Genomic DNA, 24,842 nt, shown 5'->3' with positions numbered 1-24,842 from the left:
CGCGCCGGCAACTTTGACCGGCACGCCGGCTCAAAAGGGAAGACTCGTCAACGAGCTTTCCTTTTTGCACTTTACGCCACTATGAAAAAAACTAGCCGCAACAGCCTGGCTCACGCCTGGTATGAGTTGCTAAGCTCGATGCGCTTCGCCATCGGTCTGCTGACGATACTGGCCATCGCCTCGGTCATCGGGACGGTTCTGAAACAGAACGAACCCTATCCCAATTACGCCTTCGAATTCGGGCAATTCTGGTTTCAAGCGTTTGAATGGCTAGGCTTGTACGACGTCTACCATTCGGCGTGGTTCCTGACCATTCTCGCCTTCCTGGTGCTGTCCACCAGCTTGTGCATTCTGCGCAACGGCCCCGGCTTCATCAAGGAAATGCGCGCCTACCGCGAAAAAGCCTCCGACAACTCGCTGGCGGCGATGAAGCACAGCGCCAGCTTCGAGGCCGAAGGCTTCGACGCCGACGCGGCGCGCGCCTATCTGCAGGCCCAGGGCTTCCGCCTCAAGGAGCAGCCGCGCGCGGACGGCGGCCTGGTGCTGGCGGCCAAGAAAGGCGCGGCCGGCAAGCTGGGTTATTTCTTCGCCCACATCGCGCTGGTGGTGATCTGCATCGGCGGCCTGCTGGACGGCAACCTGCCCTTGAAAATCGGCGAGCTGACCGGCCAGGTGGTGCCGGAGACCCGCGATGTGCCGCAGAACCAGATTCCGGCGGCCAGCCGCTTGGGTTCGAACAATCTGTCCTTCCGCGGCAACGTCACCATTGCGGAGAACAAGAGCGCCGACGTCACCTTCCTCAACGCCGGCAACGGCTATCTGGTGCAGGAACTGCCCTTCATCATCACCTTGAAGAAATTCCACGTCGACTACTACAGCAACGGCATGCCCAAGCTGTTCGCCAGCGACATCGTGGTCACCGACAAGGCCAGCGGCAAGACCACCGAAGCCACGGTCAAGGTCAACCACCCGCTGATCGTGGACGGCATCGCCATCTACCAGTCCAGCTTCGGCGACGGCGCGTCCCCGCTCAAGTTCAAGGCCTGGAACCTGGCCGCGCCGCAGGCGCGTCCCACCGAGATTCCGGCAGTGTCGATGTCCAGCCAACCCCTGAAAGCCAACGGCAAGGACTACACGCTGGAAGTGGGAGAACTGCGCGTATTCAACATAGAAAATATCGGCAAGCCTCAGGACGAGCAGCGCACTCTATCGCAGCGCATGCACGACGCTCGCGAGGTCAAGCAAGACAAGCAGCTGAAAAACCAGGGCCCGTCGATCAGCTTCAAACTGCGCGATGCCCAGGGCCAGGCGGTGGAGTTCATGCATTACATGGCCCCGATTCAGCAGGACGGCGCCAGCTATCAGATGGCCGGCGTGCGCAAGACCGTGGCTGAACCGTTCCAATACGTGCGCATTCCCTTGGACGAGGATATGAGCGTGGAACGCTTCATGCGCCTGCGCGCCGCCTTGCTGGACCCGGCGCGTTATGACGAGATCGCCCGCCACGCCGCGCACAAAGCGCTGAAAGGCGACGCCATCAGCCCGGCGATGCAGCAGCAGTTCACCGACAGCGTCAAATGGGTGTTGGCCCGCTTCGGCGACAGCGGCTTCGTTGGCCTGGAGAAGTTCCTGGACGACCGCGTGCCGCAGGACAAACGCCAGGCGGTGGCGCAGACCTATATCAAGATTTTGCAAGGCGCGGTGGCGGACGTGATGGCGGTGGCGGACGAAAAAGCCGGCCTGCCGGCGATGAAGCTGGACAGCGAGCATTACCGCTTCCTGCTGGACAGCCTGGTGGCGGTCAGCTCGCTGCACGACTACGGCGCGCCGGTGTTCCTGCAACTGGAAGGCTTCGAGCAGGTTCAAGCCTCCGGTCTGCAGCTGACCCGCTCGCCCGGCAAGAACCTGGTCTATCTGGGCTCGGTGCTGCTGGTCTTCGGCATCATCCTGATGTTCTACGTGCGCGAGCTGCGTCTGTGGGTTCGCGTCAACGGTTCCAAAGTACGGGTCGCGATGACGTCAAACCGGCATAATCGCGATCTGGACGGCGACTTTGCGCGCCATACTCAACTTATCAAACAGCTGGTACGAGGTGCATGATGGAACTGGCCCACGCTTCTTTCTCGCAACAGCCGCTGCTGAAACGGCTGAATCTGGCCGACTGGCTCTACGCGCTGCTGGTGCTGGGCGCCGCCGTCTATAGCTACGCGCTGTACAACCATTACATGGACGGCTACGAGCAGGCTATCCTGGCCGGCTCGGCGCTGGGCTTGATCGGCCTGGGCTGGTTCTGGAAATCCTGGCGCTGGTTCTTCCCGCTGGCCGGCTGTATCTCGCTGCTGGCGATCCAGGTTTATCAGCATGAGCTCGCACGCGGGCAGACCGCCTTCTTGCTCAAATACATGCTGTCCAGTCAATCCTCCATCATGTGGATGTGCACGCTGTTTTTCCTGGCCGCCTTCTCGTACTGGATCGGCTTGCTGACTCGCTCCGACACCCTCAACCGCATGGGTACCGGCCTGACCTGGGCCGCGTCGGTGATGGGCCTGGCCGGCTTGTTCACCCGTTGGTACGAAAGCTACCTGATCAGTCCGGACATCGGCCACATACCGGTGTCCAATCTGTACGAAGTTTTCGTCTTGTTCACGCTGATCACCTCGCTGATGTATCTGTACTACGAAGCCAAGTACGCGGCGCGTCAGATGGGCGCCTTCGTGCTGCTGGTGATCTGCGCCTCGGTCGGCTTCATCCTGTGGTACACCTTCGACCGCCAGGCCCATGAGATCCAGCCGCTGATCCCAGCGCTGCAATCCTGGTGGATGAAGATACACGTGCCGGCCAATTTCGTCGGCTACGGCGCTTTCGCCATCGCCGCCATGCTCGGCATCGCTGAACTCCTCTCACTGAAGGGCTGGCTCAAGGACAAGCTGCCGCCGGCCGAAGTGCTGGACGAGGTGATGTACAAAGCCATCGCCGTCGGCTTCCTGTTCTTCACCATCGCCACCATCTTGGGCGCAATGTGGGCCGCAGACGCCTGGGGCGGTTACTGGAGCTGGGATCCCAAGGAAACCTGGGCTTTGATCGTGTGGCTGAACTACGCCGCCTGGCTGCACATTCGCCTGGTGAAGGGTTGGCGCGGCGCGCCGCTGGCCTGGTGGGCGGTGGTGGGCTTGTTCGTCACCAGCTTCGCCTTCCTCGGCGTCAATATGTTCCTGGCCGGCCTGCATTCCTACGGCGGCCTGTAAGAGCCTGCTTGCGATCTGCTGCTCTTCGTGGAATGTGACACGGGGTGTACAACGGGTACACTCCGTTTTCTCAGCCTCAACGCTCAAGCTTGCGAGATCGTAAGCGTGTTCTAAACCTCCTCCCGAGCCACCCCGCCAACGCGGGGTTTTTCTCTTGCCGGTGCGGCCGGTCGCGACGGATTTTTGTTAATCGCGCCCCGACTGTGCTATTTTTACCCCGTTTTTATTTATAAGGAATCTTCGTTTTCATCATGGACGTTTCGTGGCTGTCTGACCCTTCCGCCTGGCTTGGCCTCCTCACGCTGATCATCCTGGAGGTGGTGCTGGGCGTTGACAACCTGATCTTCGTCGCCATCCTGGCGGAAAAGCTCCCCCCGCACCAACGCGACCGCGCCCGCATCACCGGCTTGTCGCTCGCCCTGATCATGCGTCTAGTGCTGCTGGCCAGCATCTCCTGGCTGGTGACGCTGACCTCGCCGCTGTTCCATGTGCTCAGCCAACCCTTCTCGGGGCGAGATCTCATCATGCTGGGCGGCGGGGTGTTCCTGTTGTTCAAAGCCACCACGGAACTGCACGAACGCCTGGAAGGCGTGGATGAAGTGAAGAGCAATGGCCAGAAGGCTTACGCCGCCTTCGGCACCGTCGTCGCCCAGATCCTGGTGCTGGACGCGGTATTCTCCATCGACTCGGTGGTCACCGCCATCGGCATGGCCGAACACCTGCCGGTGATGATGCTGGCCGTTATCATCGCCATGCTGATGATGATCGCCGCCAGCAAACCGCTGACCGCCTTCGTCAACGCCCACCCCACCGTGGTTATGCTGTGCCTGGGCTTCCTGCTGATGATCGGCTTCAGCCTGGTGGCGGAAGGCTTCGGCTTCCACATTCCCAAGGGCTATTTGTACGCGGCGATCGGTTTCTCGGTATTGATCGAAGCCTTCAACCAGGTATCGCAGGCTAACCGCATCCGCTACCTGAACCGCAACCAGTCCTTGCGCGAACGCACCGCCAACGCGGTGCTGAGCCTGATGGGCAGCAAGCTGACCAGCCCCAGCGCCGACGAAGGCAAGGTGGAGGACAGCAAGGACGCCGAGCAGCAAGAGGCTTTCGCCCAGAACGAGCGCGCGATGATACACAGCGTGCTGACCCTGGCCGAGCGGCCGATCCGCGTGATCGCCACGCCGCGCGCCGACGTGCATCGCCTGGACCTGAGCCAGAGCCACGACGCGCAGCGCAAAGTGCTGCGCGACAGCCCCTACTCGCGGCTGGTGGTGATCAAGGACGGCAGCATCGACGAGCCGCTGGGCATCGTCGCGCGCAAGGACTTGCTGACCCAGTTGCTGGACGGCGGCGAAATGAATATCGACGCCGCGCTGCGCCAGCCGCTGGTGCTGCCGGAGACCGTCACCGTGCTCAAGGCGCTGGAGAGCTTCCGCCAACATTCGGCGGACATGGCCTTCGTGGTCAACGAATTTGGCAGCCTGGAAGGCATCGTCACCCAGAAGGACTTAATGGAGGCCATCGCCGGCGAGTTTCCGGAAGAGCACGAACGTCACGAGCTGCCGGCCATCGTGCAGCAGGCCGACGGCAGCTTCGACGTGGAAGGCAGCCTGGAGCTGGTGACGCTGGAACAGCACATCGCGCTGGGCGACTTCGAGGACGAAGACTTCCACACCGTGGCCGGCCTGCTGATGGACTGCCTGGAGCGCATTCCGCGCGAGGGCGATGAAATCACCGTCGGCGAATGGAAGCTGCGCGTCACCGTGCAAAAGGGCAACCGCACCGAGCGGGTGCTGATTAGCCCGCTGGTCAATCTGGATGCCAGCATCTAAATCCGCCGCCGCGCGGGACACTCAGGGCCGGGCTTCCCCCCGGCCCTGGTTTTTGTACGTGCTGCGCTGCCGCGACGGCGCGCTCTACACCGGCGTCACCACCGACGTGACGCGCCGCTACGCCCAGCACGCCGCCGGCAAGGGCGCGCGCTACACCCGGCTCAACCCGCCGCAGGCGCTGGCCCTGGTGCTGGTCTGCGCCGGCCGTTCCGAGGCGCTGAAGGCCGAATACGCGTTCAAGCGGCTGGACCGCGCCGCCAAGCTGGACTTTCTGAACCGCCACGCGCCCGCGGACGGGGATTTCTCAGTTTTCATGTCGCCCCCGCCGCCGGCAACACAGATTAACCAGCCTTAACAAACACTTGCCGCGCGCTCTCCTAGGCTGACATCTGGCAATCATTGCCACCCAAGGAGATCAAGATGAAAACGAACGCTCGCCCCCTCCTGCTGACCGGCCTGCTCGCCGCCAGCCTATTGTTCGCCTCCCAGGCCCGGGCCGAATCCGAATGGCAGAAGGAACACCCGCGCCGCGAGGAAGTCAATCAGCGGCTGCACCACCAGGATCGCCGCATCCACCACGAACTGAAGGAAGGCAAAATCAGCCGCGACGAAGCGCGCAAGCTGCGCGGCGAAGACCGCGACATCCGCCGGCAGGAACAGGGCATGGCCAAGCTGGACCACGGCCACATCACCCGGCAGGAACAAAAGACGCTGAACCAGGAGGAAAACCAGGTCAGCCAGCAGATCAAGAACGGCAACTGAGCCCGCCGCCCAAACAAAAAACCCGCCAAACGGCGGGCTTTGTTTTTGACCAGAGCCTGGCTTAGAACCTGTTTACGATCTGCTGCGCGTCGGCGATACGGCGTTGAAACCGAGCTCAAAATGCTCATGCACCACCTGTACATTCCGCTTTCTCAGCCGTTTTCGCCTTGTCTCGCCTTAGTTCGCGGGATCGTAAATAGGTTCTTAGTGCTGCAGGATCTTGGACAGAAAATGACGGGCCCGCTCGGAGCGGCCATCCAGATTGCCGAAGAACTCGTCCTTGTCGCAATCCTCGACGATGTGCCCCTGGTCCATGAAGATCACGCGGTTGGCCACGCGGCGGGCAAAGCCCATCTCGTGGGTCACGCACATCATGGTCATGCCCTCGTGCGCCAACTCGGTCATCACGTCCAGCACCTCGTTGATCATCTCCGGGTCCAGCGCGCTGGTGGGCTCGTCGAACAGCATCGCGATCGGGTCCATCGCCAGCGCGCGCGCAATCGCCACCCGCTGCTGTTGGCCGCCGGACAACTGGCTGGGAAACTTATCTGCGTGCGCTTTCAAGCCCACGCGGTCCAATAGCTTCAGGCCCTTGTCCCGCGCCTCGTCCTGGCCGCGGCCCAGCACCTTGATCTGGGCGATGGCCAGGTTCTCGGTGATGGACAGGTGCGGGAACAGCTCGAAGTGCTGGAACACCATGCCGACGCGGCTGCGCAGCTTGGGCAGATCGGTCTTGGGATCGCCCACCGAGATGCCGTCGACGATGATCTCGCCCTTCTGGAACGGCTCCAGCGCGTTCACGCACTTGATCAAGGTGGATTTGCCGGAGCCGGACGGCCCGCACACCACCACCACCTCGCCCTTGGCGACCTGGGTGGTGCAATCGGTCAGAACCTGGAACTGTCCGTACCACTTGCTGACTTGCTTCAGGGAAATCATTGCGCTCATACAGCCAACCTTTTTTGCATGCGCTTCACCAGCCGCGAAGCGCCGAAACTGATCACGAAATAGACTGCGCCGGCAAACAGCAGGAACTCATGCGGCAAACCGACGACATCGCCCTTGGAGCGGGCGGTGTTCAGGAAATCCATCAAACCCACAGCGTACACCAGCGAAGTGTCCTGGAACAGAATGATGGACTGCTGCAGCAGCAAGGGCGTCATCTTGCGGAAGGCCTGCGGCAAGATCACCAGCCGCATCACCTGGCCATAGTTCATCCCCAGCGCGTAGGCCGCGCCGGCCTGCCCCTTGGGAATCGCCTGGATGCCCGCGCGGACGATTTCGGAGAAATACGCCGCCTCGAACATCACGAAGGCCACCAGGCAGGAGGTAAACGCGCCCACCGGTTCCAGGCTGCCGGTAATCCAGTTCAACACCATCGGCACCACCAGATAGAACCAGGAGATCACCAGCAGCAAGGGGATGGAACGGAAGTAATTAACATAGAACTTGGCCAGCGGCGACAACACCCGGTGCTCGGAGAGCCGGGCCAGGGCCAGCAAGGTGCCCAACACCACGCCGCCCGCTACCGCCATCACCAGCAGCTTCAGGGTCAACTGCATGCCTTGCCACAAACCCGGCAGCGCCGGAACGATCTGACTGAAATCCAATTCCATCATTTGCCCCCCATCATGCCGGGAATGCGCACGCGCCGCTCGATCCAGGCCATCAGCGTCATCAAGCTCATATTGAGCACGAAATAGATGATGGTGGCCAGGGTGAAGGCCTCAAAGATGTTGGCGGAGAACTCCGCGGTCTGCTTGGTTTGAGCCAGCAGCTCCATCAGGCCGATCAGCGAAGCCACCGAGGAGTTCTTGAAAATATTCAAAAACTCGCTGGTCAGCGGCGGAATGATGATGCGGAAGGCCTGGGGCAACAACACGTGCCGGTAGGCTTGCGGCAAGGTGAAGCCCATCGCCTGCGCCGCGTTGCGCTGACCGCGCGGCAGGGCCTCGATACCGGTGCGCACTTGCTCGCACACCCGCGCGGCGGTGAACAGCCCCAAACACACCACTACCGACAAAAAGGCGGAAGTGGCCGGCGCCAGGTCCTGCTTGAACCAGGTTTGCGCGCCCTCGGGCAGCAGATCCGGGATCAGAAAGTACCAGACGAACAATTGCACCAACAAGGGCACATTGCGGAACAACTCGACGTAGGCGGTGGCGATGCCCGCCACCCACCGGTTCGATACCGTGCGCATCACGCCCAGCACCGAGCCCAAAGCCAGGGCGATCGCCCAGCCGGCCAGCGCCACGGCGATGGTCCAGCCCAGGCCGGAGACGAACCAGTTCAGATAGATCTCGCTACCCACCCCGGTGGACTTGAAAAACACCATCCAGTCCCAGTGGTAATTCATGCTTCACTCCCACAACGCCAGCCCGTCGGGCGCGCTCATGCGCCGCCGGGCCGCGGCCCGGCGCAAGCGCCCGGCCACACACAAAGAAAGCGGGTACGGCCGTGCGCCCCGGCTCCGCGCGCAACGGCGAGGAGGACGGGGCGGCGGCGCGCCAACCGCGACTTACATCTGCTCGGCAGACTTGTCGGTCGGCTTGGCGATCAGCTCCTTGAATTCATCGGACATCGGGAAGTTCAGGTTCAGGCCCTTGGGCGGCACCGGGCTGGTGAACCACTTGGCGTAGATCTTGTTGACCTCGCCGGACTTGAAGGTGTTGCTCAGCGCGGCGTCCACCACCTTCTTGAAGGCGGGGTCTTCCTTGCGCATCATGCAGCCGTAGATCTCGTAGGACTGGGCCTTGCCGGTTACCACCCAGTTGGCCGGGCTCTTGGCCTTGGCCATCTCGCCGTACAACAGCGCGTCGTCCATCATGAAGGCCGCGGCGCGGCCGGACTCCAGCATCAGGAAGGATTCGCCGTGATCCTTGGCCGAGATGATGTTCATGCCCAGCTTCTTGTCGGCGTTCATCGCCTTGATCAGGCGCTCGGAGGTGGTTCCGGCGGTGGTGACCACATTCTTGCCCTTGAGGTCCGGGAAGTCCTTGATGCCCGAGGTCTTGGCGGTCAGCAGACGGGTGCCGATCTCGAAGATGCCCACCGAGAACGCCACTTGCTTCTGACGTTCCACGTTATTGGTGGTGGAGCCGCACTCCAGATCCACGGTGCCGTTCTGCACCAGCGGGATGCGGGTCTGCGAGGTCACCAGATTGTACTTGACCTGCAGGTTGGGCATTTTCAGCTCTTTTTTCACCTGCTCGACCACTTTGTTGGCCAGGTCAACCGAGTAGCCCACCGGCTTCTGATTGTTGTCGTAGTAGGAAAACGGAATGGACGCGTCGCGGTTGCCCAGGACGATCACGCCGGAATCCTTGATCTTCTTCAGGGTGCCGGTCAGTTCGGCGGCCATGGCCGGCGCGGCGCAGAAGGCGCCCAGAGTGGCGGCACAGATCAGGGTGGAGCGAATACGCATGAAGTTTCTCCTTTTTCACTTCCTGTGATAGACAGCCCCCGCCGACAAGGACGGGGACGGACGACTCTTTGTAGTGCGGCGGGCGCTGAACGCCCGCTCGTATTTTTGCTTTACAACGCCCCGTTACGGGCGTTTGGCCTTATGGCCTTTCCCGCTCAGATAATTGGCCAGGCGGACGTAATCCTCCACCGGCAGGTTTTCCGGCCGCAGCCCGGGGTCCAGCTCCAGCGCGGCGAAGCCGTCCGCGTCCAGCAGGCCCTTCAGGTTGTTCTTCAGCGTCTTGCGCCGCTGCGAGAACGCCGTGGTCACCACCTGCTCCAGCAGCGCCTCGTCGACGGCCACGCCGCAACGGCCCGGCGCCGGAATCATCCGCACCACCGCGGAGTCCACCTTCGGCGGCGGCCAGAACGCTTCCGGCGGCACATGCAGGATGTTCTCCATTTCAAAGCGGTACTGCAACATCACCGTCAGCCGGCCGTAGTCGGCGGTGGACGGCTCCGCCACCATGCGTTCGATCACCTCTTTTTGCAACATGAAATGCATGTCGGTGACCTTCTGGCCGTAAGTAGCCAGATGGAATAGCAAGGGCGTGGAAATATTGTAGGGCAGATTGCCGACGATCTTCAGTTTGCCCTCCGCCACCGAGGCGAAGTCGAACACCAGCGCGTCGCCGGCGTGAATGCTCAAACGCTCGGCGGGAAACTCCGTTTGCAAACGGCTGATGATGTCGCGGTCGATCTCCACCACGTGCAAATGCTTGAGCGCGGCCAATAGCGGCTTGGTGATCGCGCCTAGTCCGGGGCCGATCTCGATGACGACATCGTCCGGCTGCGGATTCACCGCATGCACGATGTTGGCGATGACGCTGGCGTCCTGCAGGAAATTCTGGCCGAAGCGCTTGCGCGGAATATGTTTGTTCATGAAATCTGCTAATCAGTACAAAGAACGGAGAAGCGCCGGGCAGCTTGCCGTCGCGCCTCATTGTCGAAGTTAATTCTCAAGTTTTGGCCAATTGTCTGCCGATTGTAGGCTGCCCGACAAGAGCTAAAGCCGGCCATTCGCCACAAATCTCACAATACATGCCAAACACTTGAAAATCAGTGAGGATTTTCCCGAATCGCCGCGGCGGGGCGGGTCAGCCAGCGACACAGGCCGGCCAGCAGCAATACCATTGCGCCCAGCGCCCATTCGCCCGGCAACGGCAAAGCGGCGAGGCCAGCCGACACGCCGGCGGCGAACAGCATCTGGCCGCAGCCCAGCAAGGCGGCGGCGCGGCCGGCCGCCTGGGAAAACGGCGCCATCGCCATGCCGCTGGCCGGCCCCAGCGTCCAGGCGAAACCCACGCTCAGCACGCCTATCGGCAACATATAGTGCCAAGCGCCCGGCTGCCCCGACAGCGCCAGCAGCAAGACGCCAGCCAGCAACATGATGTTGAGGCCGTAACGCAACATCGCCTTCTGGCCGAAGCGGCCGATCAGCTTCAGGCCCAGGAAGCTGGCCGCCATCACCAAGAGGGCGTTGCCGCCGAACAGCAGGCCGAAGGTGGTGGCGTCCACCCCGCCGCGCTCAATCAGCACCGCCGGCGCCAGCGTCACATAGCTGACGATCAAAGCCAGCGCCGCGCAGCAGCAAGCCCCGTAGCGGCGCAGCGCCTGCGTGGACAGCACTTGGCGCATGCTGATCGCCGGCCCTCCGTCGGCGCTGGCGACTACGGGCCGGGTTTCCGGCATCTTCCAGGCCAGCCACGCCGCCGCCAGCACCGCGCTGCCCGCCAGCGCCAGGAAGCAGGACTGCCAGCCCCAGCGCGCAGTCAGCCAGCCGCCCAGCAAGGGCGCCATCGCCGGCACCACGTTCAGAGCGGCATTGAGCAGGCTGTAGCGCTGCGCGGCGGCATTGCCGGAAAAACAATCGCGCACTAGGGTGAACGCGCACACCGAGCTGGCGCTGGCGCCCAAGCCCTGCAGCGCGCGCAGCCCCAGGAATCCGCCCAGGCTGTCGCTGCGACTGGCCAGGAAGGCCGCCGCCGCGTACAGCAGCAGGCCGCCCAAGGCCACCGGCTTGCGGCCTATCCGGTCCGCCAGCGGGCCGAACAGCAACTGCCCCAGTCCCAGGCTGAAGATGAACACGCTGAGGCTGATCGCGACATCGGCCTGGAAGTGCCGCTGCATCGCCGGCATCGCCGACAGGTAAAGATCGATCCCCAGAGGATTGAACAGGATCAACAGGATGGCCGCCATGGTGGCGGCGCGGGCAAACGGGGAAACGCTGGAATTCGGCATCGGGGTATGACGGCAGGGGATGGAGAAGCAAGCCGCCATGATACCGGGGAGCGCGCGTCGCCGCAGCAGAACGCCGGAAAAAAACCCGCGTGGGCGCCGCTTCCGCGCCTTTAAAAACAGTAAATTGATGCCACTTAACACGGACAGCGGCGGCCTGAAAAAGCCTGGCGCCTGATGGATTCGATGGTTGCGGCATCACGCGTCTGGTAACCTAGACAGCGACCGAAAGAACAAATGAGCAGACTATCATGACCGCAAATGACACCCGGATTTACCTGTCCTCCGGCAGCCCTCGCCGCCGCGAAATTCTGGAACAGTTGGGCATGCACCTGGAGCGCATCCACGCCGATATCGACGAATCGGTGCGGCCCGGCGAATCCGCCGTCGCTTACACAGAACGGCTGGCGCGGTCCAAGGCCGAGGCCGGCTGGCAGGTCGTGGTGTCTTGCGGACTGCCGTCCCGGCCCTTGCTGGCCGCCGACACCACGGTGGCGATGGACGGCGAAATCTTCGGCAAGCCGGAAAACGCCGACGACGCCCGCCGCATGCTGCGGGCCTTCTCCGGCCGCAGCCATCAAGCCATCACCAGCGTGGCGGTGCGCGAAGGCGACAAGGTGCGGCTCAAGACCTCGGTCACCGAGGTGTTCTTCCGTCCGCTCAGCGAGCAGGACATTGAGCGCTACCTGGACAGCGGCGAGCCTTTCGACAAGGCCGGCGCTTACGGCATCCAGGGCAAAGCCAGCGTCTTCGTCGAGCGCATCCACGGCAGCCACAGCGGCGTGATGGGCCTGCCTATCTTCGAAACCGCGGCGCTGCTGAGCGAATTCGGCTTCCAGTTTCCATGAGCGCCCGGGGGACCACCATGCTGCATCAATCGATACCCCTGCCGCGCGATCTGCCGCGCCCCAAGGAACAAATCCTGGTCAACATCACCCCGCAGGAAACCCGAGTCGCGGTGCTGGAAGACGCCGTGGTTCAGGAACTGCATGTGGAGCGCGCAGCCAGCCGCGGCATTGTCGGCAACATCTATCTGGGCCAGGTCAAGCGCGTGCTGCCCGGCATGCAGAGCGCCTTCATTGAAATCGGCCTGGAACGCGCCGCTTTTCTGCATATCGCCGACGTGCTGGAACAGCGCCAGCACCCGACCGAACCCCAGCGCATCGAGAAGATGCTCTTCGAGGGGCAGACCGTGCTGGTGCAGGTGATCAAGGATCCGATTGGCACCAAGGGCGCGCGTCTGTCCACCCAGATCTCGCTGGCCGGACGCTTCCTCGTGCACTTGCCGCAGGAAGAGCACATTGGCGTATCGCAGAAGATAGACAGCGAAAGCGAGCGCCACAATCTGAAATCCAGGCTGGAAAAGCTATTGCCGGCCAACAGCCCTCGCGGCTACATCATCCGCACCAGCGCCGAGACCGCGCGCGACGACGAATTGGCCGCCGACATCGGCTACTTGTCCAAGCTGTGGTCCGACATCCGCCACAAATCCCAGCATCTGCCGGCGCAAAGCCTGCTCTACGAGGACCTGCCGCTGGCGGTGCGCGTGCTGCGCGACATGGTCAGCGGCTTCACCGACCAGGTGGTGGTGGACTCCACGGAAAACTACAGCCGCATGGTGGAGTTCGCCGAGCAATACGTGCAGATCGCCGTGGACAAGATAGAACGCTACAGCGGAGAACGCCCGCTGTTCGAGCTGCATGGCATCGAGGCCGAGATCGACAAGGCGCTGGCGCGCCGCGTCAACCTGAAGTTCGGCGGCTATCTGATCATCGACCAGACCGAGGCGATGACCACCATTGACGTCAACACCGGCGGCTTCGTCGGCAACCGCAATTTCGACGAAACCATCTTCAAGACCAATCTGGAAGCCACCCAGACCATCGCCCGACAGCTGCGGCTGCGCAATCTGGGCGGCATCATCATCGTCGACTTCATCGACATGGACAACGACGAGCACCAATCCGCGGTGCTGGCGGAGCTGGCCAAGGCGATGGCGCGCGACCGTACCCGCGTCACCCTCAACGGCTTTACCAGCCTGGGCCTGGTGGAAATCACCCGCAAGCGCACCCGCGAAAGCCTGGCCCACGTACTGTGCGAGCCCTGCCCCACCTGTCAGGGCCGCGGCGAGATCAAGACCGCGCAAACCGTGTGCTACGAGATCCAGCGCGAGATTGTGCGCGAAGCGCGTCAGTTCGACGCCAAGGGTTACCGCATCTTGGCCGCGCAATCGGTGATCGACATGTTCATCGACGAAGAATCGCAAAGCCTGGCGATGCTGATCGACTTCATCGGCAAGCCGATCTCGCTGTCTGTGGAAGCCACCTACACCCAGGAGCAATTCGACGTCGTCCTGCTGTAAGCCGCCATGTCATTCCGCCCGTTTCGTCTGGCGGCCCGGCTGCCGCGTCTGTTGTCCCGCGCGGCGCTGGGCCTGCTGGCGCTGATTTCTCTCTACCTGCTCGCCGCGCTGACGCTTGGGCTGCTCCCGGTCAACCGTGACTGGCGGCAGAGCGGCGCCGGCATTCCGGTTTTCCTGGACAGCAATGGTGTGCACGCTGGCCTGCTGCTGCCGCGCAGCGGCCCCGGCATGAACTGGGACGAGACCTTTCCCCCAGGGCATCCGCGCGCCGGGCCCAATCTGGACAAACTGCCCTATGTGGGCATAGGCTGGGGCAGCCGCAGCTTTTTCCTGGAAACACGGGACTGGTTGGACCTCACCCCAGGCAAAGCGCTTTACGCCCTGTCCGGGCTGGACGGCGCCGTACTGCATGTGGAATATCTGCCGATGCCGCGCGAAGGTGCCGCCACCCGGCGCCTGATGCTTGCGCCGGAACAATACCGGCGGCTGGCCGGCTTCATCCAGGCCTCCGTCGCCCGCGACGCAATCGGAAAAGCCCTCTGGATGCAGGGCTATCATTATCATGATCAGGATGCGTTTTATCTGGCCAACGGCCGCTATAGCCCGTTGACCACCTGCAACCAGTGGGTGCGCGACGCGCTGGCGGCCAGCGGCGTGCGCACCGCTTGGTGGTCCCCATTCGACCACGCACTATTCTGGCAATTGAAAGACCGCTGAGACGATCGCCTCGGCGTAAGGGAGTTTCGCAAAATGAACGAAGAAAACGGCGATCCGCTCTGGTTCGCCATCCGGCAGGAAGCCGAACAAGCCGCGCAAGACGAGCCCATGCTGGCCAGTTTCCTGCACATGACCGTGCTGCGCCACAATACCCTGGAAGACGTGCTGGCCTTTCACCTGTCCAGCAAGCTCGCCAGCCCGGTGATGGACGCCCGCGCGCTGATGGAACTGTTCCGAGAAGCGCTGGACGCCGACCCGGCCATCAGCGCCGCCACGCGCGCCGACATCAGCGCCTGCTTTGACCGCGATCCGGCCTGCGACAACTACTCCACCCCGCTGCTCTATTTCAAAGGCTTCCACGCCATCCAGTGCCAGCGCATCACCCACTGGCTGTGGCGGGAAGAGCGCAAAACCCTGGCGCTGTTCCTGCAAAACCGCATTTCCGAAGTCACCGGCGCCGACATCCACCCGGCCGCCCGCATCGGCCAGGGCGTGATGCTGGACCACGGCACGGGCGTCGTGGTGGGCGAAACCGCCGTCATCGGCGACAACGTCTCGATGCTGCAGGGCGTCACCCTGGGCGGAACCGGCAAGGAACACGGCGACCGCCATCCCAAGATCGCCGACGGCGTGCTGATCGGCGCCAACACCTCCATCCTCGGCAACATCCAGGTGGGCGCCTGCGCCAAGATAGGCGCCGGCAGCGTGGTGCTGGAAGACGTGCCGGCCCACACCACCGTAGTCGGCGTACCCGCCCGCGTGGTGGCCCGCGCATGCGAAGGCACCCCGGCGCTGGATATGGATCAGCGCGTATGAGCGCTGAGCGGGCCCACCTCGCTGTCGGCGACTCCGCCGCCGGCATGCTGAACGCGCTGCGACGCGACGGCCTGCTCAACGGCGACGTCCTACCCTTCATCGAAGATCTGAGCGCCGGCCCGCTTCTGGACGCCGACGCCATCGATCAAGGCCTGCGCATGGCCTGGCACCAACAGCTGCTACAAGCTCAACCCTGGCTGCCGGAATACGAGGACGGCTGGCTGCTCCGCCACCAAGCCAGCCGCAAAGCGCTGCTGCGGCTTCTGGAACAGCCGCGCCCGCTCACCGTCTGGCTGGGCCGCAACGCCGGCGACCACCTGACGCTGGCGCTGCTGGCAGAACAACTGCCTGCACACTGCCCGCTGTCCGTCATCACCGTGCCGGAGCCGGCATGGCAAGCCGGCGACGAGATGGCGGAATGGAGCCTGGCCATGCTGCCGCTGGACCGGCTGGCCGCCTGCAGGTCGCTGCAACGCCCGCTCAGCGCCGCGGAACGGCAAGCGCTGGCCGCGCAATGGCGCCACTGGCGCGAACACGGCCAGGGACTACGCCGCTGGCAGGACAACACCATCGTTGAAGCGCCGCTGGAGCATTACGATGCGCTGCTGCTGGAACAGGCCGGCGCGGACCCGCTCGCTATCCAGCGCCTGGTCGGCGCCGCGTTCATCCGCATCCGGGACGCACTGGTTTCATCCGACCTTCTGTTCTGGCGCGTGCAGCAACTGCTGCGCGCAGGTCGGCTCTGCGCCGAAAGCGCGGCTGGAACGACGGGTTCTTCCCCCCGAATCCGCCGCTGCGCCTGAAGCCCAGTTGCTACAGCGCGACATCTGCCCTGAAGGACTACAGCAAGCGCTTGGTGATGCACAGCCGCGCGGGTAAAATCCCAGCCCTTGACGCCTGCCCCGCCATTGAATGGCAGCGTCCTGCAATCCTCAGGAACCCCACCCCATGAATGTCAGAGTTGTCGACTACCACGCGCCGGACGCCGCGGAACAATTCACCCGTTCGCTGCACGAAACCGGCTTCGGCGTGCTGGTCAATCATCCGGTACCCCAGGACCTGGTCGAAAAAATCTATGCGGACTGGCTTGCCTTCTTCAACAGCCAGGCCAAATACGACTACGCCTTCTCCATGGAGCGCCAGGATGGCTGGTTTTCCCCGGAGGTGTCGGAAACCGCCAAGGGCTCAAGCCTGAAAGACATCAAGGAATACTTCCACATCTACCCGTGGGGCCGTGTGCCGCCGGAACTCAAGGCGGATGCCGACCGCTACTACGCCGTCGCCAACCAGTTGGCTCAAGAACTGCTGTCCTGGGTGCAGCAATACACCCCGGCCCACATCGCCGCCAGCTACACCGAACCGCTGTCCCACATGATCGCAGACAGCCAGAAGACCCTGCTGCGCGTGCTGCGCTATCCGCCGCTCACCGGCCAGGAACCCGCCGGCTCGCTGCGCGCCGCCGCCCACGGCGACATCAATCTGCTGACCATCCTGCCCGCCGCCAACGAACCCGGTTTGCAAGTACAGGACAAGCAAGGCGAGTGGCTGGACGTACCCTGTGATTTCGGCACCCTGGTGGTCAATATCGGCGACATGCTGCAAGAAGCCTCCGGCGGCTACTACCCGTCCACCCAGCACCGCGTGGTCAACCCCACCGGCGAAGGCGCGACCAAGAGCCGCATCTCGCTGCCGCTGTTCCTGCACCCGCGGCCGGAAGTCGTGCTGTCCAACCGCTACACCGCGGACAGCTATCTGAACGAGCGCCTACGCGAACTGGGCGTCAAACAGTAAGCCCCTGCCGGCGGAAGCCCCACTCTCCGCCGGCGGATTCCACAATTAAGATCAAACATTCATTAGTGTTACGCTATCGACTTGAGCAAAAGAATCAACTGGCGCACGGAAATGAGAATGACTATCATTTAGTTGATTCTCACCGAGGAGCCTAGCCATGCTCAAGACCATCACCTTCGCCATCTGCCATTTCACTGTCGCCTTTAGCGTGGCCTATCTACTGACCGGCAATATCGGCGTTTCCAGCCTGCTGGCCCTGGTGGAACCGCTGGTCAACACCGTGGCTTATTACTTCCACGAAAAAGTGTGGGACCGCATCCGCGGCCGCAAGGCCCAAGCCGCCGAAACCGGCGCTGCCGGGCACAACGCCCTGTTCCATCAGCACTGACTTCTTCGACGCCGTGCCCGCTCACCGGGCACGGCCCCTTCCCCTCCGCTCCCTTTTTTTCATCATGCCAATGAATTTCTGTGTTGACAGAAATTTCGGAAACAAATATTGTTAACCCCATGGAACTGACACCCGTATCTCAACGCTTCGTGCTGCACTGGGGCGAAATGGGCACCCGCTGGGGCGTGAACCGCACCGTTGCTCAAATACACGCGCTGCTGTTCATTACCGGACGCCCGCTGAACGCCGAGGAACTGGCCGACACCCTCAACGTGGCCCGCTCCAACATCAGCAATAGTCTGAAAGAGCTGCAAAACTGGCAACTGATCCGCACCGTGCATGTGCTGGGCGACCGCCGCGACCACTTCGAGACCTCGGGCGATGTCTGGGAACTGTTCCGCATCATCGTGGCGGAGCGGCAACGTCGCGAAATCGAACCCACGCTGCTGGTGCTGAAGGAATGCATGGACAGCCCGGACTTTCAGCAGGAAAGCCCGCTGGCGCAAGAACGCATCCGCAACACCTGGCAGTTCATGGACACGCTGACCTCCTGGACCCGTGAAATGCTGCGACTGTCCACCGCCACCCTGAGCCGGGTATTGAAGATGGGCGCCAGCATCCAGAAGCTGCTGGGCCGGGACAAGTAAACACACGGCGCGGGTTGGATCGGCGCAGCCACAATGCCCGCCCTTTTTTTGCCACTAAATTTCTGTTTTGACAGAAATTTCAGAAATCAAGGAGAACACCATGAGCGGATTCATCATCAGTATGATCATCATCCCCCTGTTGTGCGGCCTGCTGTGCTGGTGGCTGCTGGCCGGGCCTTTGCGGCAAGTGACCCAAGCGCTTTGCGAGCACGGCGCTGGCGGCCCGTTCTGGCAACGCGCCTTCTTGATCCTGATCCTGGCCGGCCCGCTGCTAGCCGTGCTGCTGTTCGCGCCGGATGTCCCCTCCGCCTCCTTATGGCTGGACATCCGCGGCATCCTGATGTGGGCCTTGCTGGGCGTAGTGGCGCAAATGCTGGTGCTGCTGCGTCTGGTGTGGCGACAAGTGGCGCCGCGTCCCGGCGCCCATCAGGTCCAAACCGCGCCGGCCGCTCCCCTGGAGGCTGCGCAATGAAGATACTGCTCTTGGGTGGCAGCGGCTTCATCGGCCGGCCGCTGCGTCAGCGCCTGGAACGAGACGGCCATCACGTCAGCGCGCCCAGCCGTCGTCAGCTGGACCTGCGCCAGCCGCGCGCCGACTGGCGTCACTGGCTGGAAAACGTCGACGTGGTGGTCAACGCCGCCGGCCAGCTGCTGGACCGCCCGGCCGGCGCGCTGGAAGCCATTCATCACCTGGGGCCGCTGCAGCTGGCCAGCATGGCCTATCAGGCCGATGTCCGCCGCTGGGTGCAATTGTCGGCCCTCGGCGCGGATCCGCAAGCGGACACCCTGTTCCTGGCCGGCAAGGGCCGCGGCGACGCCGCCCTGTTGGCCAGCGGCCTGGAGGCGCGCATCGCGCGCCCCTCGCTGATCTACGGGCCACAAGGCGCCAGCAGCCGTCTGCTGCTGCAACTGGCGCGGCTGCCGCTGTGGCTGCTGCCCGACGGCGGCAGCCAACGGGTGCAGCCGGTCGCGCGCGACGACGTGATCGACGGTCTGGCGAGGCTGGCCGCGGCCGATGAAGCGCCGGAGGGCGTCGTCGATTTCGTCGGCGCCGAAGCGCTGACGCTGGCCGACTATCTGCGCCAGCTGCGCCAACTGCAAGGCCTGCCCTCGCCCGCCTACATACTCAACCTGCCGCCTCAAGCCAGTCGGGCGCTGGCGACGCTGGCCGAACGCTGGCCGGCCAGCCTGATCAGCCGCGATACCCTGGCCATGCTGAACCGCGGCAGCTGCGGCGACCCGGCCGCCCTCGGCGCGCTGCTGCAACGCGCCCCGCTGGCCAGCAGCCAATTCCGGGAAGCGCCATGAACCCGTCCACACGCAATATCGAATACGCGCTGGCGGCGCTGTGGCTGTGGAGCGGCCTACAGCCGCCGCTCAGCGCTTGGGACATATCCATTGTCATGCTGCAACGCTTGCCTCTACCCACCGGCTGGGCAGCGCCGCTCTTCCTCGCCGCCTGCGGCCTAGACCTCGCCTTCGGTATGCTGACCCTACTGCACCCCTGCCGCGCCTTGTGGCGGGCCCAGGCCGCCGCGGTCGCCGGCTACAGCCTTACGCTGGCGATCTGGCTGCCGGAAAACTGGCTGCATCCGTTCGCGCCCTTAATGAAAAACCTGCCCATTCTGGCCATGCTGCTTTGGCTGGGCGCTCGCCGGGAGACTTCCGCATGAACGCCTATCTCGTGGTCAAAACCTTGCATATCCTGTCCGCCACCCTGATGGTGGGCACCGGCTTCGGCTCAGCCTTCTACATGTTCTTCGTCAACCGCCGCCGCAAGAGCGCCGCCCAGGCCGAGGTAGCGCGGCTTGTGGTGCGCGCCGACTGGTGGTTCACCACTCCAGCAATGATTTTTCAGCCGCTGTCCGGTCTGTGGCTGGCGCGGCAGGCCGGTTGGCCTCTGGCCAGCGGCTGGCTGCTCGCCTCCATCGGACTGTTCCTGTTCGCCGGCCTGTGCTGGCTGCCGGTGCTGCGGCTGCAAGTCCGCATGGCGGAGATAGCACTCACGGCCGTGGCCGCCGGCCAGCCGCTGCCGGCGCGTTACTGGCGCTACGCCCGCTATTGGGAGTTCCTAGGCTATCCGGCCTTCCTTTCAATGCTAACAACATACTTTCTTATGGTGATAAAACCGGCTGTTTGAGCTGAAAAGCAGATAAAATGCTTGGTTTTTATTATTCAAGCCCGAATCACGGCTTGATCCCTCTGCAATATGTCGCTCACTCCTCATTCCTGCATCGACGCCAAAGCTTACCGGCCGGACATCGACGGCTTGCGCGCGCTGGCCGTGCTCAGCGTGGTCGCGTTCCACATCGGCCTGCCTGGGTTTGGCGGCGGTTTTGTCGGCGTAGACATTTTTTTCGTCATTTCCGGTTTTCTGATCAGCGGCCTGCTGCGTCAAGAATTGCTGGCGCAAGGCCGCATTGACTTCAAGGCATTCTACGCGCGTCGCATCCGCAGGCTGGCGCCGGCCCTGGCACTGGTATTGATCTCCAGCCTGATCCTGGCCTACTTCGTGATGCTGCCGGACGACCAGATCAAGCTGGGGCGGGAGGTGCGCGCGGTCGCCACCCTGTCCGCCAACCATCACTTTCTCAAGCACGCCTTCGATTATTTCGACTCCGACGCCGATCTCAAAGTCTTGCTGCACACTTGGTCGCTGGCGGTGGAGGAGCAGTACTATCTGGTCTGGCCCTTGCTGCTCTGGGGCGTCTTCCGCTTAAGCAAGGCGGATCGCCATATCACCGACGTGCGCATGCGCTTGACGCTTGGCGCGGTCTTGCTCGGATCGCTGGCCCTGAGCTTATGGCTGTCCTATCGCGATACGCCGCAGGCCTTTTACCTGATGCCCGCCCGCGCCTGGGAATTCGCCGCCGGCGCCTTGCTGGCGGTGCTGCCGCCTCCACGCAAGCGAAGGCGCTGGGCATTGCCCATCGCCGCGCTCGGCCTGGCGCTATTGCTGGGGTCCATCGCGCTGCTGAATGAGCGCATGGTCTTTCCCGGCGTCATCGTGTTGCTGCCGGTCGCCGGCAGCGTGCTGTTCATTCTGGCCGGCATGCTGGACCCGTCCAACCCGATCAGCCGCTGCATCGGCTCCCGCCCCTGGACCAACGTCGGCCTTTTGTCCTACGGCTTTTATCTGTGGCACTGGCCGCTGCTGGCGCTGGGCCGTTACTGGGGCCTGGGCGAGCGCGACCTGACGCGCGACCTGCTCTTGGGCGGCATCCTGGCGCTGGCGCTGGCCTGGCTCAGCTACCGCTATGTGGAGCAGCCGCTGCGCCGGGGACAATGGCGAAAGCTGCGCGACGTCAAACCCACGCTGCGGACCGGCCTGAGCATTACCCTAAGCCTGTGGTTGCTGGGCACGGCCGCCATGTATTTGCCCAAGCACTTTCCTTGGCCGGGACAACAAAACATTCTGCAAGCCAAGCGCGACGCTTTCCATTTTGTCGGCGATTGCGGCATGCCGACCTCCGGCGTCCCCTTGTCCCCGCGCTCCCAATGCCAGGTCGGTGCGCCCGGCGCGCCGCTTAAACTGCTGGCCTGGGGCGATTCCCACACCGACCATCTGATGCCGCTGTACGACGCGCTGGCCAAGGAGCGCGGCATCGCCATCCTGCGCAGGGTCTACCACGGTTGCCCGCCTCTGGCCGACGCCATGCCGGTGGGCGAAGGCAAAAAACGCAGTTGGTGCCCCAGCTTCGCGCGGGCCGTGCGCGCGGAATTGCCGCAGCTGGCGGCCCAAGGCGTCACCGGCGTACTGCTCAACGCGCGCTGGAACAGCTATACCGCCCAAGATCTGCCGGGCAGACCGGCCATGACCGGTCTGGTGGCGGCCGGCCTCGAAGGCGTCCCCAGCGTCTCCGGCGGCATGAAGGCCGGCGTCGCTCCGCTGGACCGCGCCTCCTCGCTGCAGGTCCTGGAGCAATCGCTGGACCGCAGCGCGCAAGACATGGCCGGCCTGGGCTTGAAAATCGTCCTAGTGCTGCCGGAAGCGGAGATGAGCAAGCCGCCGCCGGAATGCGTGGCCCGTTTGGGCGCGGCGGCCTGCGATGCTCCGCGCGCGGAAGTTGAGAGCCGTCGCCTGCAGATTGTTCAACTATTGCAACGCGTTGCCGCCCGTCACGCCAATATCCGGCTGTGGGATCCTTTGGACCAGTTCTGCGACGCCAAGACCTGCTTCGCCAGCCGTGACGGCAAAGTGCGCTATCAAGACAAGGACCACATCACCGCCAGCATGGCGCTGACCTTGACGGAAAGCTTCCGTCCCAGCTTCGACTGGGCAAGAAACGCCGAACGCTAAACCCGGCCCCGCGAATGGCAGCCTCTTGGCTGCCATTCGCGCTTTTCCCCACGCAATGCCGACGACGTCGACGCCTAGTGTAAAATGGCGTTTTGCCTGAACCAGATAGACACCTCGCCATGACAGATCTCCTCGCCGGCCTCAATCCAGAACAACTGCGCGCCGTCACCTGGCCCGACAAGAGCGCGCTGGTGCTGGCCGGCGCGGGTAGCGGCAAGACCCGGGTGCTGACCACCCGCATCGCCTGGCTGCTGTCCACCGGGCAAACCAGCCCCAGCGGCGTTTTGGCGGTGACCTTCACCAACAAGGCCGCGCGCGAGATGCAGACTCGGCTGGCGAGCATGGTGCCGGTCAACGTGCGCACCATGTGGATAGGCACCTTCCATGGCCTGTGCAACCGCTTTCTGCGCTCGCACTACCGCGACGCCGGCCTGCCGCAAACCTTCCAGATCCTGGACTCCGCCGACCAACAAGCGGCCATCAAGCGCCTGCTGAAAAGCCTGGAGCTATCCGACGAGAAATTTCCGCCGCGCGCGGTGCAAAGCTTCATCAACGGCAGCAAGGAAGCCGGCCTGCGCGCCGATAAGCTGCCGCCGGCGCTCAATCCCTACGAAGCCAAGCTGGTGGAGCTGTACGCCGCCTACGACGCCCAATGCCGCCGCGAAGGCGTGGTGGACTTCGCCGAACTACTGTTGCGCAGCTACGAGCTGCTGAGCGCCAACCAGGCGCTGCGCCAACATTATTGCAGCCGCTTCCACCACATCCTGGTGGACGAGTTCCAGGACACCAACCGCCTGCAGTACGCCTGGCTCAAGCTCTTGGCCGGCGACGGCGGCGCCTTGTTCGCCGTCGGCGACGACGACCAGAGCATCTACGCCTTCCGAGGCGCGGAAGTGGGCAATATGCGTTCTCTTCTCAACGATTTCTCGGTCAGCGAGCCGGTGCGCCTGGAGCAAAACTACCGCTCGATGGGCAACATCCTCAACGCCGCCAACGCGCTGATTGAGCAGAACGACGGTCGACTGGGCAAGAATCTGTGGACCGACGCCGGCGAGGGCGAAAAGATCCGTCTGTTCGAAGCCTATTCCGACGGCGAGGAAGCCGAATTCATCACCGACGAGGTGCGCAGCCTCAAGCGCGACGGTTTCAACCTGTCCGACATGGCCATTCTCTACCGCTCCAACGCCCAGTCGCGACTGCTGGAGCATGTGCTGGTCAACGCCCAGATTCCCTACCGCATCTACGGCGGCCTGCGCTTTTTCGAGCGCCAGGAAGTCAAGCACGCACTGGCCTATCTGCGTCTGATCGCCAATCCGGAAGACGACAACGCGCTGCTACGCGTGATCAATGTGCCGGCGCGCGGCATCGGCGCGCGCACGGTGGAAGGCCTTCAGGCCGTCAGCCGCGAACAGGGCGTCACGCTGTGGCAGGCCGCCTGCGCCTCCGGCGGCGGCCGCACCGCGGCCAAACTGGGCGAGTTCGTGCTGCTGGTGGAACGCATGCGCGAACGGGGCCGCGAGCTGCCGCTGGCCGAAGCCGTCAGCCTGGCCATAGACGACTCCGGCCTGCGCGCGATGTACGAGCAAGACAAGAAAGAAGGCGAAGAGCGGCTAGCCAACCTGGACGAATTGATCAACGCCGCCGCCGGCTTCATGCCGGACGAGCCGGCGCAGGCGCTGACCGAATTCCTCAGCGCCGCCAGCCTGGAAGCCGGCGAACACCAGGCCGAAGCCGGCAGCGACGCGCTGCAACTGATGACGGTGCACGCCGCCAAGGGCCTGGAATTCGACGCCGTCTTCGTCTCCGGCCTGGAAGAAGGCCTATTCCCGCACGAGAACAGCATGAACGACGGCAAGGGCCTGCAAGAGGAACGCCGGCTGATGTACGTGGCCATCACCCGCGCCCGCCAGCGGCTCTATCTGTCCAATGCGCAAAGCCGCATGCTGCACGGCCAGAGCCGCTACCCCATCCGCTCGCGCTTCGTCGACGAAATCCCGACGGAGCTCACCCACGACCTATCTGCTAAAGTGAAAACGCAGGCCACGACAAATGCATCAGCCAACGCTTCCTGGCGCGCGGCTCCCAAGGTGGGCCGCGTGGCCGCCGACAACAGCCAGGGCTTCCGCATCGGCCAATCGGTGGAACACGCCAAGTTCGGCAGCGGCGTGGTGATCAACGCCGAAGGCGGCGGCGAGGATGTGCGCCTGCAAATCAACTTCGCCGAACACGGCGTGAAGTGGCTGGATTTACGCTACGCCAAGCTGAGCGCCGGCTGAGTTCGG

General features: G+C 63.5%; 25 protein-coding genes. 19 read left to right on the top strand and 6 right to left on the bottom strand.

Going from position 1 to position 24,842, the window contains the following annotated elements:
* Positions 1 to 81: 81 nt before the first annotated feature.
* The 5 genes from MOV80_RS09675 (at position 82) to MOV80_RS09655 (ending at position 5,839) form a co-directional block, all read left to right on the top strand.
* Positions 82 to 2,100, top strand: coding sequence for a cytochrome c biogenesis protein ResB (locus MOV80_RS09675; protein WP_043592401.1), 2,019 nt, complete (start codon positions 82 to 84; stop codon positions 2,098 to 2,100).
* Positions 2,100 to 3,245, top strand: a complete 1,146-nt coding sequence (gene ccsB / locus MOV80_RS09670; protein ID WP_043592442.1) for a c-type cytochrome biogenesis protein CcsB — start codon at positions 2,100 to 2,102, stop codon at positions 3,243 to 3,245. Before MOV80_RS09675 ends, ccsB begins: the two co-directional genes overlap by 1 nt.
* Before the next feature lie 251 nt (positions 3,246 to 3,496).
* Positions 3,497 to 5,077, top strand: coding sequence for a TerC family protein (locus MOV80_RS09665; protein WP_043592402.1), 1,581 nt, complete (start codon positions 3,497 to 3,499; stop codon positions 5,075 to 5,077).
* A complete protein-coding gene (locus tag MOV80_RS09660) occupies positions 5,064 to 5,432 on the top strand; it encodes a GIY-YIG nuclease family protein (protein ID WP_081950366.1) in 369 nt (122 codons plus the stop codon). The genes MOV80_RS09665 and MOV80_RS09660 overlap by 14 nt, the downstream gene beginning before the upstream one ends.
* A 65-nt stretch (positions 5,433 to 5,497) precedes the next feature.
* Positions 5,498 to 5,839 (top strand): hypothetical protein, encoded by a 342-nt coding sequence (locus MOV80_RS09655; protein ID WP_019101103.1) that lies wholly within the window; start codon positions 5,498 to 5,500, stop codon positions 5,837 to 5,839.
* A 204-nt stretch (positions 5,840 to 6,043) separates the two neighbouring features.
* Here the strand turns inward: MOV80_RS09655 and MOV80_RS09650 are convergent, their stop codons facing one another.
* From MOV80_RS09650 to MOV80_RS09625, 6 genes are all read right to left on the bottom strand, one after another.
* Positions 6,044 to 6,778, bottom strand: coding sequence for an amino acid ABC transporter ATP-binding protein (locus MOV80_RS09650; protein ID WP_043592403.1), 735 nt, complete (start codon positions 6,776 to 6,778; stop codon positions 6,044 to 6,046).
* A 5-nt stretch (positions 6,779 to 6,783) separates the two neighbouring features.
* Complete coding sequence (locus MOV80_RS09645) at positions 6,784 to 7,458, bottom strand: ABC transporter permease subunit (RefSeq protein WP_174243629.1); 675 nt, start codon at positions 7,456 to 7,458, stop codon at positions 6,784 to 6,786.
* Positions 7,455 to 8,195, bottom strand: a complete 741-nt coding sequence (locus MOV80_RS09640) for an amino acid ABC transporter permease (RefSeq protein WP_043592404.1) — start codon at positions 8,193 to 8,195, stop codon at positions 7,455 to 7,457. Before MOV80_RS09640 ends, MOV80_RS09645 begins: the two co-directional genes overlap by 4 nt.
* A gap of 162 nt (positions 8,196 to 8,357) precedes the next feature.
* On the bottom strand, positions 8,358 to 9,263 hold the full coding sequence (locus tag MOV80_RS09635; protein WP_019102383.1) for a glutamate/aspartate ABC transporter substrate-binding protein: 906 nt from the start codon (positions 9,261 to 9,263) through the stop codon (positions 8,358 to 8,360).
* A gap of 123 nt (positions 9,264 to 9,386) precedes the next feature.
* Positions 9,387 to 10,184, bottom strand: coding sequence for a 16S rRNA (adenine(1518)-N(6)/adenine(1519)-N(6))-dimethyltransferase RsmA (gene rsmA / locus MOV80_RS09630; protein WP_019102382.1), 798 nt, complete (start codon positions 10,182 to 10,184; stop codon positions 9,387 to 9,389).
* Positions 10,185 to 10,360: 176 nt separating this feature from the next.
* Positions 10,361 to 11,542, bottom strand: coding sequence for a Bcr/CflA family efflux MFS transporter (locus tag MOV80_RS09625; RefSeq protein WP_019102381.1), 1,182 nt, complete (start codon positions 11,540 to 11,542; stop codon positions 10,361 to 10,363).
* A 248-nt stretch (positions 11,543 to 11,790) separates the two neighbouring features.
* Between MOV80_RS09625 and MOV80_RS09620 the strand changes: the two genes are divergently transcribed.
* The 14 genes from MOV80_RS09620 (at position 11,791) to MOV80_RS09555 (ending at position 24,836) form a co-directional block, all read left to right on the top strand.
* Positions 11,791 to 12,387 carry a Maf family protein gene (locus MOV80_RS09620; protein WP_043592405.1) on the top strand — a complete coding sequence of 199 codons (597 nt, stop codon included), beginning with the start codon at positions 11,791 to 11,793 and terminating at the stop codon, positions 12,385 to 12,387.
* A 17-nt stretch (positions 12,388 to 12,404) separates the two neighbouring features.
* Positions 12,405 to 13,901 carry a ribonuclease G gene (rng, locus tag MOV80_RS09615; protein ID WP_039755437.1) on the top strand — a complete coding sequence of 499 codons (1,497 nt, stop codon included), beginning with the start codon at positions 12,405 to 12,407 and terminating at the stop codon, positions 13,899 to 13,901.
* Positions 13,902 to 13,907: 6 nt separating this feature from the next.
* Positions 13,908 to 14,618, top strand: coding sequence for a TIGR02117 family protein (locus MOV80_RS09610; RefSeq protein ID WP_019102378.1), 711 nt, complete (start codon positions 13,908 to 13,910; stop codon positions 14,616 to 14,618).
* A 33-nt stretch (positions 14,619 to 14,651) separates the two neighbouring features.
* Positions 14,652 to 15,434, top strand: coding sequence for a serine O-acetyltransferase (cysE, locus tag MOV80_RS09605; protein WP_019102377.1), 783 nt, complete (start codon positions 14,652 to 14,654; stop codon positions 15,432 to 15,434).
* Complete coding sequence (locus MOV80_RS09600) at positions 15,431 to 16,237, top strand: DUF3658 domain-containing protein (RefSeq protein WP_200122693.1); 807 nt, start codon at positions 15,431 to 15,433, stop codon at positions 16,235 to 16,237. The genes cysE and MOV80_RS09600 overlap by 4 nt, the downstream gene beginning before the upstream one ends.
* Positions 16,238 to 16,382: 145 nt before the next feature.
* Positions 16,383 to 17,225: a 2OG-Fe(II) oxygenase family protein gene (locus MOV80_RS09595; RefSeq protein ID WP_118266352.1), complete on the top strand. Its 843-nt coding sequence runs from the start codon at positions 16,383 to 16,385 to the stop codon at positions 17,223 to 17,225.
* A 157-nt stretch (positions 17,226 to 17,382) separates the two neighbouring features.
* Positions 17,383 to 17,613, top strand: coding sequence for a DUF2061 domain-containing protein (locus MOV80_RS09590; RefSeq protein ID WP_019102374.1), 231 nt, complete (start codon positions 17,383 to 17,385; stop codon positions 17,611 to 17,613).
* 119 nt (positions 17,614 to 17,732) lie between these two features.
* The gene (locus MOV80_RS09585; RefSeq protein WP_019102373.1) at positions 17,733 to 18,260 is read left to right on the top strand and encodes a MarR family transcriptional regulator; all 528 of its coding nucleotides are present in this window, start codon (positions 17,733 to 17,735) and stop codon (positions 18,258 to 18,260) included.
* 100 nt (positions 18,261 to 18,360) lie between these two features.
* Entirely contained in the window at positions 18,361 to 18,732 is a 372-nt protein-coding gene (locus tag MOV80_RS09580) for a hypothetical protein (RefSeq protein ID WP_019102372.1), read from the top strand.
* Entirely contained in the window at positions 18,729 to 19,568 is an 840-nt protein-coding gene (locus MOV80_RS09575) for a complex I NDUFA9 subunit family protein (RefSeq protein ID WP_043592407.1), read from the top strand. Before MOV80_RS09580 ends, MOV80_RS09575 begins: the two co-directional genes overlap by 4 nt.
* A complete protein-coding gene (locus tag MOV80_RS09570; RefSeq protein ID WP_249605080.1) occupies positions 19,565 to 19,933 on the top strand; it encodes a DoxX-like family protein in 369 nt (122 codons plus the stop codon). Before MOV80_RS09575 ends, MOV80_RS09570 begins: the two co-directional genes overlap by 4 nt.
* The gene (locus MOV80_RS09565) at positions 19,930 to 20,400 is read left to right on the top strand and encodes a DUF2269 domain-containing protein (RefSeq protein WP_249605079.1); all 471 of its coding nucleotides are present in this window, start codon (positions 19,930 to 19,932) and stop codon (positions 20,398 to 20,400) included. Before MOV80_RS09570 ends, MOV80_RS09565 begins: the two co-directional genes overlap by 4 nt.
* A gap of 69 nt (positions 20,401 to 20,469) precedes the next feature.
* Positions 20,470 to 22,560, top strand: coding sequence for an acyltransferase family protein (locus MOV80_RS09560; RefSeq protein WP_249605078.1), 2,091 nt, complete (start codon positions 20,470 to 20,472; stop codon positions 22,558 to 22,560).
* 119 nt (positions 22,561 to 22,679) lie between these two features.
* Complete coding sequence (locus tag MOV80_RS09555) at positions 22,680 to 24,836, top strand: UvrD-helicase domain-containing protein (protein WP_249605077.1); 2,157 nt, start codon at positions 22,680 to 22,682, stop codon at positions 24,834 to 24,836.
* Positions 24,837 to 24,842 lie beyond the last annotated feature (6 nt).

The sequence above is a fragment of the Chromobacterium sp. IRSSSOUMB001 genome, from assembly GCF_023507765.1.
Lineage (GTDB): Bacteria > Pseudomonadota > Gammaproteobacteria > Burkholderiales > Chromobacteriaceae > Chromobacterium > Chromobacterium haemolyticum.
This window is presented reverse-complemented; position numbering and strand designations above follow the sequence as displayed.

Bases quoted from the DNA above. Each gene is read 5' to 3' on its own strand.
- MOV80_RS09675 (WP_043592401.1), top strand. From the start codon at position 82: ATGAAAAAAACTAGCCGCAACAGCCTGGCTCACGCCTGGTATGAGTTG.
- ccsB (WP_043592442.1), top strand. From the start codon at position 2,100: ATGGAACTGGCCCACGCTTCTTTCTCGCAACAGCCGCTGCTGAAACGG.
- MOV80_RS09665 (WP_043592402.1), top strand. From the start codon at position 3,497: ATGGACGTTTCGTGGCTGTCTGACCCTTCCGCCTGGCTTGGCCTCCTC.
- MOV80_RS09660 (WP_081950366.1), top strand. From the start codon at position 5,064: ATGCCAGCATCTAAATCCGCCGCCGCGCGGGACACTCAGGGCCGGGCT.
- MOV80_RS09655 (WP_019101103.1), top strand. From the start codon at position 5,498: ATGAAAACGAACGCTCGCCCCCTCCTGCTGACCGGCCTGCTCGCCGCC.
- MOV80_RS09650 (WP_043592403.1), bottom strand. From the start codon at position 6,778: ATGATTTCCCTGAAGCAAGTCAGCAAGTGGTACGGACAGTTCCAGGTT.
- MOV80_RS09645 (WP_174243629.1), bottom strand. From the start codon at position 7,458: ATGATGGAATTGGATTTCAGTCAGATCGTTCCGGCGCTGCCGGGTTTG.
- MOV80_RS09640 (WP_043592404.1), bottom strand. From the start codon at position 8,195: ATGAATTACCACTGGGACTGGATGGTGTTTTTCAAGTCCACCGGGGTG.
- MOV80_RS09635 (WP_019102383.1), bottom strand. From the start codon at position 9,263: ATGCGTATTCGCTCCACCCTGATCTGTGCCGCCACTCTGGGCGCCTTC.
- rsmA (WP_019102382.1), bottom strand. From the start codon at position 10,184: ATGAACAAACATATTCCGCGCAAGCGCTTCGGCCAGAATTTCCTGCAG.
- MOV80_RS09625 (WP_019102381.1), bottom strand. From the start codon at position 11,542: ATGCCGAATTCCAGCGTTTCCCCGTTTGCCCGCGCCGCCACCATGGCG.
- MOV80_RS09620 (WP_043592405.1), top strand. From the start codon at position 11,791: ATGACCGCAAATGACACCCGGATTTACCTGTCCTCCGGCAGCCCTCGC.
- rng (WP_039755437.1), top strand. From the start codon at position 12,405: ATGCTGCATCAATCGATACCCCTGCCGCGCGATCTGCCGCGCCCCAAG.
- MOV80_RS09610 (WP_019102378.1), top strand. From the start codon at position 13,908: ATGTCATTCCGCCCGTTTCGTCTGGCGGCCCGGCTGCCGCGTCTGTTG.
- cysE (WP_019102377.1), top strand. From the start codon at position 14,652: ATGAACGAAGAAAACGGCGATCCGCTCTGGTTCGCCATCCGGCAGGAA.
- MOV80_RS09600 (WP_200122693.1), top strand. From the start codon at position 15,431: ATGAGCGCTGAGCGGGCCCACCTCGCTGTCGGCGACTCCGCCGCCGGC.
- MOV80_RS09595 (WP_118266352.1), top strand. From the start codon at position 16,383: ATGAATGTCAGAGTTGTCGACTACCACGCGCCGGACGCCGCGGAACAA.
- MOV80_RS09590 (WP_019102374.1), top strand. From the start codon at position 17,383: ATGCTCAAGACCATCACCTTCGCCATCTGCCATTTCACTGTCGCCTTT.
- MOV80_RS09585 (WP_019102373.1), top strand. From the start codon at position 17,733: ATGGAACTGACACCCGTATCTCAACGCTTCGTGCTGCACTGGGGCGAA.
- MOV80_RS09580 (WP_019102372.1), top strand. From the start codon at position 18,361: ATGAGCGGATTCATCATCAGTATGATCATCATCCCCCTGTTGTGCGGC.
- MOV80_RS09575 (WP_043592407.1), top strand. From the start codon at position 18,729: ATGAAGATACTGCTCTTGGGTGGCAGCGGCTTCATCGGCCGGCCGCTG.
- MOV80_RS09570 (WP_249605080.1), top strand. From the start codon at position 19,565: ATGAACCCGTCCACACGCAATATCGAATACGCGCTGGCGGCGCTGTGG.
- MOV80_RS09565 (WP_249605079.1), top strand. From the start codon at position 19,930: ATGAACGCCTATCTCGTGGTCAAAACCTTGCATATCCTGTCCGCCACC.
- MOV80_RS09560 (WP_249605078.1), top strand. From the start codon at position 20,470: ATGTCGCTCACTCCTCATTCCTGCATCGACGCCAAAGCTTACCGGCCG.
- MOV80_RS09555 (WP_249605077.1), top strand. From the start codon at position 22,680: ATGACAGATCTCCTCGCCGGCCTCAATCCAGAACAACTGCGCGCCGTC.